We start from the raw sequence: 13009 nt of genomic DNA on the forward strand, positions 1-13009 counted from the left end.
AATTCCCGTGTTATATCAAAGTTAAAAATATAATATTTGTTGACAGTGTGAATCGGATCCCGCTGGCCTCGGTTCATCCTGTCGGCAAGATCGTTGGGGCGTACGCGATCAACGCAAGAAGGCATGGCGAGGGCAACACATCCAAGTGGTGCCCATCATTCAATCGAGAGGGTTTTCTGACATGTTGCTTGAGGGTCGGAAGTTTGTAGTGGCGGGCGGATCAACCGGCGTTGGGGCGGGAGCCGTGCGAGCATTTGCCCGGGAGGGAGCTCGCGTGGCAATCCTCGACATCAATGTCGCTGCAGGCATTGAGCAAGCAGAAAAACTGGGCGATGCGGCGAAATTCTTCCAGTGCGACGTGGCTTCTAAGGAGAGCGTTGACAACGCTGTCGATGAGGCCGTGGCGTGGATGGGGGGTCTGGACGGAGCCATGGATACCGCGGGCAATAACGAGCGAGTCCTGGCGCATGAAATGACAGTCGAACAATGGCAACGTACGTTTTCGATCCACGTTTTGGGCACAGTTTTCGTCAACCAAGCGGCCTTTCGTCACCTGAAGGACAAAGGCGGGCGCATAATCAATTGTGGTTCTGGCGCCTCTGAGCGCGGACAACTCGTGCTTCAGAATAGCGGTAACGCCTTGTACGCCTCAGCCAAGGGGGCGCTGGAGTCATGGACGCGGGGCATCGCGCGCGAGTGGGGGCAATATGGCATCACTGCCAACGTTGTCACCCCCGCAATTGTGACACCGCTGCATGAAGAAGTCAGAGCCCGCCAGACGCAGGAAGAGCGGGATGCTTCAGACGCTCTGAACGCCCGCTTGATTCCTCTCGGTGGGAAGTTCGGCGACGCCGATCGCGACTTTGGTCCTGTCGCAGTGTTCCTCGCGAGCGACATGAGCCGGTTCGTCACCGGAAGGACTATACGAGTCGACGGTGGGTTTTGAGCCTCAATTGAGGTTGAGCGCATCTTTGAATAAGTGAGGGCATGCCGGCCATTTGCATCCGCGCCTCTGGGCACGTCGATATGCATTGAAATCGCTGGTGCCTGCCTGCCGTAATAGACCCCGATAGGGACTCCGAACGTAGGCAGAGCGGTATGCCCGCTGCGCGGAAGCGTTCAGGGCTGAGTCTCGCCCGGATCACGGTGGCTGTGGTTACACCTTGGGCTGTTGCGATCCCGGCGGCTTTTCGCCGCAGGGAGGCGGCGACCAAACCGTTGACCACATCACATTTTATATATAGTATTAGCAAAGCCCGCCTGGGGCCAAGTCGTGATAAAGGAGAATTCGCGCATGCGCAGACGTTCTATGAAATGGTTGGCTGTGGGGGTGGTCGTTGGTGCCCTTGCCCTCTCGGGATGCAGCAACAGTTCGAGTGGCGGATCGAACACCGCCGAGAAGACGCTAATTAGCGCCGTTGGCGACAATCCCCCTAACTTCAACCGGTATCTCGGTACTGGGGCCTCGACGGTCATCATCGGTTCCGGCACATTTTACGAGGGGCTGACCCAGTTGGACGCCAACTACAAGCCCGTGCCGCTCCTTGCAAAGTCGTGGACCGTCTCTGCTGATGGCCTCGTGTACACGTTTAAGCTGCAGGATGGAATTACATCCCAGGATGGCAAGCCGTTTACCTCGGCCGACGTGAAGTTCGACTTCGAAAAGCTAATGCCGCTGAGCGCTCAACTGGCGCCGATTACGAAGCAGATTAATTCAGTCGAAACACCGGACGCCACGACGGTTGTGGTGAACTTCAAAACTCCCTACGCACCGTTCCTTAGCGCCTTGGCTGGTGCATGGATGATACCAGAACACATTTTCACTACTAAGGACATTGCCACGGACCCCGCCAACATGAAGCCAATCGGCACTGGTCCGTACAAGCTCGATAGTTTCACGCCGGGCGATAAGGCAGTTCTGTCCCGCTACGACGGATATTGGGGGCAGAAGGGTGACGTCAACAAGATCATCTTCAAAGTCATGCCTGATACAAGCGCCCGCATGCTTGCCCTGCAAAGTGGTGACATCGATTATCTGTACGGCGCATATGTGGATAAGGCACAGCAGGCACAGCTCAATAAGAGTAAGTTCGATCTGCCAGACGTTTTGGGTGGAAAGGGGAGTGAAACCGTCTTCTTCAATACCGAACGTGAGGTCGTGTCCAACCCGCAGGTTCGGCGGGCGATCTACCAAGCAATCGACAAGCAGGCCATCGTCGACAAGGCACTGTTCGGTTTAGGAGACGCCGCCCGTGGCCCGATTCCCAAGGCTTTCAGTCAGCTGATCGATGGCTCTGTTGACTTCACAAAGGAGCTGCCGTATTCCTCGAGCGCAGCTGCGGCTGCTCTCGATCAGGCGGGCTACAAGGCAGACAGCAGCGGCAACCGTTTCACTCTGCGCCTGGCGTTTGATTCGACCCAAGCGGTGTACTCGGCCATCGCAAACCTGATCCAAGCCAACCTCAAGGCAGTAGGTATCACTGTTCAGTTGGAGGCCCTCGACTCGAAGGTCTGGGTAGACAAGACTTACACGAAGCGCGACTTCGACATGTCGTTGAACGGCTTCTTTACGTTCGAGGATCCGAGCATCGGAACCACCCGCCTTTATACCTGCAACGCAGGCAAGGTCCCCTACAAGAATGCGTCCGGCACCTGCGACAATGTGATCGACGATGCCTTTACGAAGGCGGGGCAAGTCACTGACCCGACAGAACGCGCCAAATACTTCGCAATCGCTGAGAAGCGCATCCTGGAAACGATGCCCAGCATGCCTCTAGTGTCATTGAATGGCTACTCGGTCGTTGACAAGAAGTTCAACATGGACGCAGCCAACGCGGTCAGTTCAACAGCCTGGGCGACTATTCGTTCGCGCTAAGTTCTGGCTTGGCGGGGGCAGAGCGATAGATGCCCCCACCACCGGCGCACCATGTAAAAGCTACTAGCGTCGATGCCCGGACAGAGGCAAGCAAACACGCGGGTCCAAGTGTTGCAGCGCAGCTACGGTGTGTAAATGGGGCCGTAGCGTCGAAGTGAGGTCGGGCAGTCATCCGAACGGTATGACTGCCCGACCTCACTTCTTTAAAGGAGGTAGCTCCACACAGCCGCCCAGAGAAACACTCAGTTTTGCGAGATGAGCCTACGCCCTGACGGCAGCTACCGACATGTTTGACGTCTCGGTCAGCCCGGCAATACGACGCGAAAGCAGATCGCCCGAAGCATCCTTTGGTTCGCGTTGTTGGCTGAAGCTGCTTTGGCGCTCGCAGTGGGGGACTCCACTTCAGATTCACGCCCAAACAGACGTCACGGCACGAGCTCATGCCGCGTGACGAGCAAAAAGGCTGAAGTCCTGTCCCGATTGCACAAGGCTGCTGCGGGCGTTGTGGACTGGTGTGGCTCGTATTTCAATGGAGTTCCGGCGAAGTTCCATACTGGGGACGGCTTGAACCGTCGCGCGCTTGGAGCCGCGGACAGCAAACCAGGTTTCACAGCCAGATGTGCCCGCTGGTGGTTAGCAAAACTGTCCGGTGTTGGCCAACAGATTTGCCCACTCTGGTTCGGCGGGATTAGCCATCGTCGTGTTTGTTAGTTCAGTTGGGTGCCTCCTTTTCCGACGAGGCCTGGGTGAGGCGGATGGAGTCGCCGCTGGTTTGGCAGACGTGGGCGTGGTGCAGGAGGCGGTCTACGGTGGCCGTGGCCAGGGTTTTGGGGATGAGCTCGTCAAAGGCCGCCAAGTGAAGGTTCGAGGAAATCGCGACGGGGCGCCTTTCGTAGGCGTCCACGACCGGGTAGAGGCCTTCGGCGGCGTCGGTGGCCACGGGCAAGAGGCCGATGTCATCGTTCACCACCAGTTCGGCGCGAAGGATCCTGGCGACGGCCCGGGTGACGCTGTCGTCGGTGCGGTGGGCGCGGATCAGGGCGCCGAGGTCCTCGAGCCTGAACCCAGGCAACCCGCATGCCGGCTTCGACGGCTTGCTGGCCGAGGGCTTCGAGGACCACGACTTTCAGGTGCCGGAGGGCCGCAAACGACGAGATTCTCTCTGCGGCCGATACATTCCAGGGTGCGCAGGGCCCGCTGGGTCGGAGCGGGGATGGAGGAGACGGTCGGGTCCCAGACGTCGAGGGTTTTGCCTGTGGGGAAACCTGACGCTTTGCGGCGGGTGGCGAGTATGGACCGGGCCCGTCCGGCTCCGGAGGCACCGGCCCAGGGCGGCGAACACGCTCGGCGCGGGGCGGTCACGCAGCGGCGTCACGATCCGGAATCTCGAGAACGCCAGCCAGGCCACGAACAGCATGGTCTTCACTCCGCCGACCCGGGGGCCGTCGCCGAAGTCGCACTGCAACCAGATCCCCGGCTCTGTAATCCACGGCCGATGGACGCGGGTGTGGCCCAGCCGCCACGCCGTCAGTGGGAATTTTCGTGGCCGCCTACGGGCAGTTTTTCATGGCCGCTAACATAAGTCCGCGCGGCAACCTGCATGGCGTGGGGCGGCACAGATCGACTCGACCGCACCGCCTCCAGCTCATCTCATAGATGAAACGGTAGGTCAGGGGCGGCGAGGGTCGAGCTCCATCGCGAAGAAGATCGAGGCCTGTTTCAGGATCTCGTTGGATTCCTTCGGGTTACGCATTTCGGTGCGCAGGCGATTGATCTCTTCCCGTTCTTCACTGCTCGGGGCCGCCTTCTCGCGGGCATCAATCTGAAGGGCGGAGGTGTCTGGTGTTGTGGTTAGTGGGTGTGTTGTGGGGTGGCTCGGTGGTGGTTTGTGATGGATGTTGATATGGCAGAAGAGACGTTCTTGGCACGGTCGACGTAGGTGTGGATGGTGTCCAGGGTCATGTCGGCGGGGAGGTCGGAAAGGGAGAGCACGAGTGCGACGTCGCCGTCGGCGGTGAACACGGGGACTCGGATGCGCTGGACCTGGGCCGCTGTTCCTTCGTTGAGTTGGGCCAGGGCGGTGAAGTTCTCGACGCTCTTGGCGGAGGCTATCAGCTGGCGTTCGAGGGCGGGGGTGGGGCCATGGTTTTCGATTTCATCCAGCACGGCCTCGTGGGAGGGTTCCTGGGCGGAGCGCAGTGTGATGGCGAAGCCCTTGTCTCGGATGAGTGCCATTTCGGTTTCGAGCATTTCAAAGCGTTCGTCTCCGGCTTTGATGCCTTCCTTGGCGTACCAGCTCTCGCGCTGCTGCTGCTCTGCCCAGGCGAGGAAAATCGTTCCCCATGGTGGCTGGAACGGCAGTCGGCGCCCGACGCGGCGCGGGAGTCGGCCGGAATCCTGCGGTTGGGCGGAAGCGACGATGTACTGGTGATCGCCGGCAACAGCGAGTGCGGTCGTCCCGACGCCGAGGTCATCGGCCAGTCCGTCCAGATGCGCCCTTGCGCGGTCCGCGAGCTGGAGCTGTTCCATGAGCTGGGGGTTGGCTCCCATGACGAGTGCTTCGGGTGCGAACCCGCCGTAGCCTCCCTGGAAGAACAGCAGGGGCAGCGAGGGGTTTTCAACGGCGAGGTTTTTCACGGCGCCAACCACGATGAAGTGGTCGCCGGCTTCATGGATTGATTCGATGGAACACTCGATCCATGCCACAACGCCGTTCAGTATCGGGGCGCCGGATTCTGATGGCCGCCATCCTACGGCGGTGAAACGGTCTGCGTTCTTGGCCGCGAAGGCTCTGCAGACTGATTCCTGGGAGGTCGCCAGGACATTGACGCAAAAGCTTCCGGCCTGCTGGATTTTCGGGAAGGTGGAGGAGGACTTGTCCGGGAGGAAGGCCACCAGGGGCGGGTCCAGCGAGACGGAGGTGAATGAGCCCACGGCCATGCCGACGGGTTCGTTGTCTTCGGAGATGGCTGTAATGACCACCACTCCGGTTGGGAAATGTCCCAGGACATTCCGGAAGGCGCGGGGATCGAACCCGGCTTGGACTTCTGCGCCGCTCATAATCATTTCCTCCAATTGGGTTTTGGTCCGGTGCGTGTGGCCGGCGGGTCAAGAACAGGGGACGAAAGTCCCTCGCCCCTGGCCTGACAGGCCCACGCAATCGCGGGGGAGAGCCGAAATCCGGGCAAACACCACGCAACCGGCCCACCACCCACACGAGGCCTCGCGTGTAAGAGTCCTAGCCCAACGGACGGCAGCCCGCTTGTGAGTTCACCATGCGCCGCGCCCCTATTAGGCGCTCGTCTCCACGGGAGCCCACAGTCCGTTCTCCTCTAGCATCGCAATCAGCCGATCTGCGCCGCTCAAAATGTGCTGCTCCATGACTGACCTGACTGTCTTATCGTCGCCCACCACCAAGGCCGCAAGGAGTTCAGCATGGAAATCCCCTGCACTCTCGACAGAGCCTTCGAGCGTCGCATAGAAGGCATTCGGGAGGTTCTTGACTACAGTTCCAAGGAGGGCAGCTAGTCGCGGGGAATCTGCAGCCAAGTTGATTTCCCTGTGAAATTGGTGACCGAGATGGACAACGGTCGGCCCGTCGCCGATAGCCAAGGCGCGGAAGTAATCGTCAACATTCTCTTGCAGACGCGCGAGATTCTCTGGGGTTATGTTTTGCGCCGCTCGTGCCGCGAGTTCACCGGCGAATTGCGACTGAACCCAAAAGAGATCACGGACATCCTGTTGCTTGAATGGTGCCACAACAAATCCTCGCCGGGGTACCAGTTCGACATAGCCTTCGCTCTCAAGTGCTCGCAAACCCTCGCGAACCGGGGTCGTGCTCACTCCCACTTCTTCCGCGATTCGTTCTAGCCGCAGATAGTCTCCCGGCCGAACGGCGCCTGAGAAGATTAGCGTCCGTATGTGAGCAGCCACCTCCTCGGGAAGCTGCTGCCTGCGGGGGCTGTTGGTGGCGGTCAACGAGGACTGCGAAGCCATGTCCATCTCCGTTCTGGGCGAATCCAATATTTCATATATTACTCGATTTTGAACTCCGCGCGGTGACCCCAGGCATCCTTAGTTTAAAAGAACCCAAGGTAGCGAATCATGGCACCGTTACCGAGGTAAGTGAATCAATCGTCGGATACTTCCACCGCAGGAAACCAAGCGGTAAACCTGTGAGGTCCGCGATCGACTCATACGAAATGTTTGAGGGATCTTGGGAGGACTTGACGGCCTCCACAGCGGCAACGATGCTCGCTACTCGCCGACTTTCCCGCTCGGCAAGAATCTGGCTCAGCGGCTTCCTATCTTTGGACCTATGCCCTCTTTGCCAATGTGTCATTGCGTGTCGCCTTCTGTATTGCTATTACCCGGCTGTCCAGGGTCATCTACTTTTGCTGGTTGGTGTCCAGCAGTTGCTGGAGGATGCCAATTGCTGTGACGGCGCTGGGCCATCCGGCGTAGAAGGCGAGGTGGGTGATGAGTTCCACGAGTTCTGTTTCCTTGACGCCGTTTTGCAGGGCGCGTTGCATGTGGAAGCCGGTTTGCTCGGGCCGGCAGGTCGCGACGAGGGCGGCGACCGTGATGAGGCTGCGGTCTCGCTTGCTCAGGTCGGTTCGTTCCCAGACGTCGCCGTAGAGCACGTCGGAGGACAGCTGGGCCATTTTGGGTGCGAGGTGTGCGTAGGGCGCGACGTGTTTTTCGGGTTCCATCAGGGGCCTCCGCGGGGTGGTCGTGTCTGGGTGTTGGTGCCGTGTTCCTGTCATCCACCAACAGATTACTGCATAATATATGAAAGGTGAATGCGGGGTTGTGATGTGACTAACATTGCTACATTATATATTTAAGACTATTCCGGCAGGTTAGTGGAAGGCACCTCAAGAGCATGGCGAATCCGTTTCGACTGATCTTTTTTACTTCGTATACGCCTCGGTTCTGGGACCGGCTGGATGCGGAGAACGGCTATGACTGGACGCGTCCGGAGCGGTACCGCGAGATGACGCGGCTGCTGGAGCGGGGAGGGTTTGAGGCTGTGATGTTCGCTGACACGCTCTCTGTCAGTAACGTCTTCCAGGGCAAGCCTGATGTGTATGTCAAGAACGGGATCGGGGAGTCCATCCATGATGACCCTCTTCCCCTGATCGCGGCGATGTCTCAGGCGACCCAGCGGATCGGGCTGGTTGCCACAATGTCCACGACGCTGTTCCCGCCGAAACTTCTCGCGCAGGTTGCCAGTTCGCTGGATCACGTGATGAAGGGCCGGCTGGGCTGGAATATCGTGACGTCCATGGGCAAGGAGGTCGCGAAGAACTTTGGCGTGGACGACCTGCTCAGCAAGGACGAACGCTACGATATGGCGGACGAGTTCGTGGACCTTGCCGACAGGATCTGGGCCGAGGCCAAAGAGGCGTGGGCCGGCGGGGAGGGGTTGCCCGGGTCTGCGGACCGGCTCCATCTTCCCCCGATGCCGCAGGGGCGTCCGGTGATCATGCAGGCGGGCGGATCCGAGCGGGGCCGTGAGTTCGCGGCCAAGCACGCCGACATGATCATCTCGCACCGGAATTCGCCGGCGGCGATGAAGGACTTCCGGGACGACATGCGGGCGCGTATGTCCTCTATCGGCCGGGATCCTGACTCGTGCAAGATCTTCTTCACCATTCGTCCCTATATTGCGGGCTCGGTCGAGGAGGCCGAGGCAATGCGGGCCGAGGAACTGGCCCTGCCGACGAGCAACCTGGAGACGGGCCTGGCGAACTTTTCCTCAAGGATCGGCTACGACGTTTCGCGTCTTCCGATCGACGAACCCCTGCCCGCGGACCTGAAGATCGCCGGTTCTGATGGTGTGCTCCAGCAGCACACCGAGAAGGGTGCCCCCACACTCCGGGAGATCGCGATGTCCGAAATCATGAAGGACACCCACCTTGTGCAGGGGACCCCGGAGCAGATCGCCGACGAGCTGGAGGCTGTGATGGAGGAGGTCGGCGGTGACGGCTTCGCGATCCGCGGCACGATGGTTCCCTCGGTCGTGGTGCCGCTCGTAGACCAGTTGGTTCCCGTCCTGCAGTCGCGGGGGCTAACCCGCAAGGGCTACCGGTATCCGACATTCCGGGAGAACATGGCAGACCCCTATTTCAGTGAAGACATTTCCCGCGGCATCGAGACCGCCGGATCGAGGCGATAACAGTGACGGATAAGCAGATGCACATTGGATGGTTGGCAGAAATCGGAGAGCCCGTAGGAAGTGCCGGCGCGAGGGCAGCAGGGCAGGCACCGCCGTGGTGCGATCCCGACGAGTACATCAGCCGCGCACAAATGATCGAGCGGGCAGGTGTGGAGTTCCTGGTACTGGCAGAGACCGTGCGGCCCACCCTGAACCCCAGTGTCCTGGTGCCCCTGATCGCAGCGGAGACATCCTCGCTCGGCATTGTCCCGGCACTGGCAATGACCGACTACCCGCCGTTCATGATGGCCAGGCTACTGACGACCCTGGACCACATGACACAAGGCCGCGTCGGATGGGCCGTCGCGACCGACATCGACGGCTCCTACGGCAGCAGTCCAAGCCGCGATGGCAGCAAGGCAACAGCCCAGCCGCTCTCAGTCGCAAACGAATACGCCCAGGTCTGCAAGGAACTATGGGGCTCCTGGGAACCGGACGCGCTCGTCCAAGACCGCACCCGGGGCACCTTTGCAGACCCCGCGAAAGTCAGGACAATCGACCACGTCGGGGAGCACTTCCGGGTCCGTGGCCCGCTGAACACCGTGCCCTCCCGGCAGGGAACACCCCCGCTCGTCAGCGCCATGTCCTCCACGGATGAGACCGACTTCGTCAGCCGGCACGCCGAAGTCGTGCTGGTCACCGCCGACGGGCCCGAAGAATTCCGCCGCGTGCGCAACGAGATCAAAAACACCGCATCCGAGGCCGGACGCGACCCGGACGACGTCAAGGTCTACCTCGCGGTCAGTATCCAAGTCGCCGAAACACCCGATCTGCTCCCGGCCCTCCAGAACCGCGGACCGCAGCGCTCATGGCCGCCGGTAGGCACCCCCTCGGTCCACCTCACCGGCCCTACCAACACCATCGCCACCGACCTCGAAGAACTCCACGACACCTCAGGCGCCGACGGCATCGTCATTCTCGGCACCTGGCCACTCTCCGAAGTCAGCGTCATCTGCAACCGCGTCCTGGCCACCCTCCGCCGCCGCGGCCGCATACACACCACACCACACACCAACCGCTCACTCAGAGAAACACTCCGCGGCCGCCTCTAGTGTTGGGATGACACTGTTGAAACATTTGATTCTCCATTATCTTCGTTTGTTGGGTTCGTCGTTGTTGCTCATTTTTGCTGTGGTTGTGGCGATGTTTGTTTTGCTGCAGTTGGCGCCTGGGGATCCTATTCAGGGTCTGGTGGGTGATATGCCGGTGACGGATGAGTATCGTGCTGTTCTGACGAGCACTTTTGGTCTGGACCAGCCTGTTTATGTGCGGTTCTTCACGTATGTGCAGAATGTGTTGTCGGGGAACCTGGGTTTCTCTTATGCGAATAATGAGCCGGTTCTGTCGATTATTTGGGGGCGGTTGGGTAATACCTTGCTGTTGACGATTCCCTCGTTGGTTCTTTCGGCTGTGGGCGGGATTGTGCTTGGTGCTTTGGCTGCCCGGACGAGGTCGAGGCGGTTGGACGCGGCGTTGTCGTATAGCGCTATTGCGTTGTTTTCATTGCCGGTCTTTTGGTTGGCTTTGATGCTGGTTCTCTTGTTTTCGGTGCAGCTTGGGTGGTTGCCGGCGCAGGGGATGTCGGATTTCGGTTCGGACGGGGTTTCCTTGAGCCATATGGTCCTTCCGGTTCTCACTCTGGCGTTCGGTGAGCTGGCGTTCTTCCTGCGGATCATGCGGTCGAGCATGATCGATGTGCTGGGGCAGGAATATATCGATACGGCCAGGTCGAAGGGCCTGACGCCGAATCAGGTTCTGCGCCGGCATGGTCTGTTGAATTCGATGTTGCCGATGGTCAGTGTCATTGGTTACAACCTTGGCCATGCGTTGGCGGGCGCGGTGCTGGTTGAGAGTGTTTTCGGCTGGCCGGGGATGGGGCTTTTGATGTACGAGTCCATCAAGCGCAGCGAGAACATGGTGGTGCTTGGGATTCTTCTCGTGGTGGCGATAACGGTGGTTGTCGTGAACATTTTGACTGATGTTGTTTACGGTCTTGTGGATCCGCGGGTCCGGGCACGGATGCGTCGACAGATGAGTGGTGCGTGATGCAGGGTGCAGTGCGGTCTTCTTCTGCGTGGGACGCGGCGCGTTCGGGCGGCTGGTATCGGGGTCGGCATGAGTAAGGAATTGATCGGCGTGAATGGTTCTTCTATGGTTGCGGCCGACGGCGCGACTCGGGTTTCGGGAAGGCGTTCCCTCGCGGGGCGGTTTTTCTCCAGACCTGCGGCTGTCGGCTTCTGCGGACTTCTTGTTGTTATCGCTTTGGCTTCGTTCATTGGCCCGTATTTCGCTTTGTCGCCCAGTGAGCCCAAGTTCGGTGTGTTGCTGGCGCCGAATGCGTCTCATTTGATGGGCACTGACTCGCTGGGGCGCGACGTTTTTGCCCGGGTCCTGGTCGGTGGGCAGATCAGTCTCGTGGTCGGGGTCGCTGTAGGGTTGTTGTGCCTGACGTTGGGGATTGCGTTCGGTGGTCTTGCCGGCTTCTTTGGCGGTGCCCTGGACTCGGCACTGATGAGGGTTTCGGAGTTCTTCCAGGTGGTTCCTGGCCTGGTGCTGGCTCTTGTGGCGACGGCGTTGCTGGGAAGCAGCATGCCGGTTGTGATCGTGATCCTGAGCATCACGATGTGGCCCGGAGTTGCCCGTCTGGTCCGGGTCGAAACCATGAAGCTCAGTGAACTGGGATATGTCGAATCTGCCAGGGCTGCCGGGTTCAGTCCGCTGCGGATCCTGGTCTCTGATGTGTTGCCCAACGCCTTCGCGCCGGTGCTCGTGGCGACCACGATGACAGTTGGGCGGGCGATCCTTTACGAGTCGGGTCTTTCGTTCCTGGGTCTGGGGAACGCGAACACGCCCAGCTGGGGGACGCTGTTGAACGAAGCCCAGTCCTTCATGCAGACGGCATGGTGGCTGACCGTGTTCCCGGGCCTGGCGATTTTCTTGGTTGTCTTGGCTGCCAACGTCCTGGGCGATCTGCTGAACGACACTCTCAACCCCACCCTCAGCCGAGTGAAATGAGTACGAGGATGATGAACTCTGAGATTGCGCCGGGGAAGGCCCCGGTGGTCCGCGGTGACGGCCACGGTTCGCAGTCGCTGCTGGAGGTCCGTGGTCTTGGCGTGCGGTTGCCGTCTGGTCCGAAAGCAGAAGTGCGGGCAGTCCATTCCGTGGACTTGTCCGTGGGCCGCGGTGAACGTGTGGGTATTGTCGGGGAGTCCGGTTCCGGTAAATCGGTGACAGGCCGGGCCATCGCCGGCTTGTTGCCGCAGTCCGGGCGAGTGGTGGTCGAGGGTTCCATCCGGTTCTGTGATGAAGAGTATGTCGGCGCTTCACCCAAAATGTGGAGAAATGTCCGTCGCGAGCTGGTCTCGATGATTTTCCAGGATCCATTGAGCTCGCTGAACCCGACCATGCGGATCGGCCGTCAGGTCGCCGAGTGCGGGCGGCCGTTGCTGTCGAACGAGAGAGTCTTCGAGTACCTTGAAATGGCAGGCCTGTCCGATCCGGCGGGCGTCGCACGGAAGTTTCCGTTCGAGCTCAGCGGCGGCATGAGGCAGCGGGTGTCGATAGCGATTGCCCTGGCCAAAGGCCCGGAGCTCGTGATCGCGGACGAGCCGACCACTGCCTTGGACGTCACGGTCCAGGCCAAGGTGTTGGCCACGCTGAAGCGCTCCGTGGATGAACTTGGTACTTCGTTGCTGATGATTTCGCATGATCTGGCCGTCATCGCCAAGATGTGCGACCGCGTCTATGTCATGTATAACGGTCGCGTGGTGGAGTCCGGTGATACCTATTCCGTGTTCACGCGTCCTCAGGAGAACTACACCCAGAGCCTGCTGAAAAGCGTGCGGAGTCTGTCCAGCGCGGACGATGCACTCTTCTCGTTCGAGAAAGACGAGACAAGGAAATGACCGAAG

11 protein-coding genes and 1 pseudogene are annotated in these 13009 nt (G+C 60.0%); 7 read left to right on the plus strand and 5 right to left on the minus strand.

Annotated elements, in window-relative coordinates; all coding sequences use genetic code 11:
* The first annotated feature begins 181 nt into the window (after positions 1 to 181).
* Both LFT47_RS09120 and LFT47_RS09125 read left to right on the plus strand, forming a co-directional pair.
* Positions 182 to 946 carry an SDR family NAD(P)-dependent oxidoreductase gene (locus tag LFT47_RS09120; RefSeq protein WP_236818487.1) on the plus strand — a complete coding sequence of 255 codons (765 nt, stop codon included), beginning with the start codon at positions 182 to 184 and terminating at the stop codon, positions 944 to 946.
* A 348-nt stretch (positions 947 to 1294) separates the two neighbouring features.
* A complete protein-coding gene (locus LFT47_RS09125; RefSeq protein ID WP_236817420.1) occupies positions 1295 to 2875 on the plus strand; it encodes an ABC transporter substrate-binding protein in 1581 nt (526 codons plus the stop codon).
* A 712-nt stretch (positions 2876 to 3587) separates the two neighbouring features.
* Here the strand turns inward: LFT47_RS09125 and LFT47_RS21365 are convergent.
* From LFT47_RS21365 to LFT47_RS09155, 5 genes and pseudogenes are all read right to left on the minus strand, one after another.
* Entirely contained in the window at positions 3588 to 3947 is a 360-nt protein-coding gene (locus LFT47_RS21365) for an ATP-binding protein (RefSeq protein WP_272909621.1), read from the minus strand.
* Between the two features lie 240 nt (positions 3948 to 4187).
* A pseudogene (locus tag LFT47_RS09135) lies at positions 4188 to 4400 on the minus strand (IS21 family transposase); the annotation flags it as partial.
* A gap of 326 nt (positions 4401 to 4726) precedes the next feature.
* Entirely contained in the window at positions 4727 to 5935 is a 1209-nt protein-coding gene (locus LFT47_RS09140) for a flavin reductase (protein ID WP_236817399.1), read from the minus strand.
* A 231-nt stretch (positions 5936 to 6166) separates the two neighbouring features.
* A complete protein-coding gene (locus LFT47_RS21480; RefSeq protein ID WP_442863448.1) occupies positions 6167 to 6877 on the minus strand; it encodes a GntR family transcriptional regulator in 711 nt (236 codons plus the stop codon).
* Between the two features lie 386 nt (positions 6878 to 7263).
* Positions 7264 to 7587 (minus strand): carboxymuconolactone decarboxylase family protein, encoded by a 324-nt coding sequence (locus LFT47_RS09155; protein ID WP_236817422.1) that lies wholly within the window; start codon positions 7585 to 7587, stop codon positions 7264 to 7266.
* Positions 7588 to 7760: 173 nt separating this feature from the next.
* Here LFT47_RS09155 and LFT47_RS09160 point away from each other — a divergent pair, with 173 nt between their 5' ends.
* From LFT47_RS09160 to LFT47_RS09180, 5 genes are all read left to right on the plus strand, one after another.
* The gene (locus tag LFT47_RS09160) at positions 7761 to 9056 is read left to right on the plus strand and encodes an LLM class flavin-dependent oxidoreductase (RefSeq protein ID WP_236817403.1); all 1296 of its coding nucleotides are present in this window, start codon (positions 7761 to 7763) and stop codon (positions 9054 to 9056) included.
* Between the two features lie 2 nt (positions 9057 to 9058).
* Positions 9059 to 10147, plus strand: coding sequence for an LLM class flavin-dependent oxidoreductase (locus tag LFT47_RS09165; protein ID WP_236817424.1), 1089 nt, complete (start codon positions 9059 to 9061; stop codon positions 10145 to 10147).
* Positions 10148 to 10154: 7 nt separating this feature from the next.
* Positions 10155 to 11141, plus strand: coding sequence for an ABC transporter permease (locus LFT47_RS09170; protein ID WP_236817407.1), 987 nt, complete (start codon positions 10155 to 10157; stop codon positions 11139 to 11141).
* A gap of 69 nt (positions 11142 to 11210) precedes the next feature.
* Complete coding sequence (locus LFT47_RS09175; RefSeq protein ID WP_236817409.1) at positions 11211 to 12110, plus strand: ABC transporter permease; 900 nt, start codon at positions 11211 to 11213, stop codon at positions 12108 to 12110.
* 8 nt (positions 12111 to 12118) lie between these two features.
* Positions 12119 to 13003, plus strand: a complete 885-nt coding sequence (locus LFT47_RS09180; protein WP_236817411.1) for an ABC transporter ATP-binding protein — start codon at positions 12119 to 12121, stop codon at positions 13001 to 13003.
* Positions 13004 to 13009: the final 6 nt, after the last annotated feature.

The organism is Arthrobacter sp. FW306-2-2C-D06B, from assembly GCF_021789175.1.
In the GTDB taxonomy this organism is placed as follows: domain Bacteria; phylum Actinomycetota; class Actinomycetes; order Actinomycetales; family Micrococcaceae; genus Arthrobacter.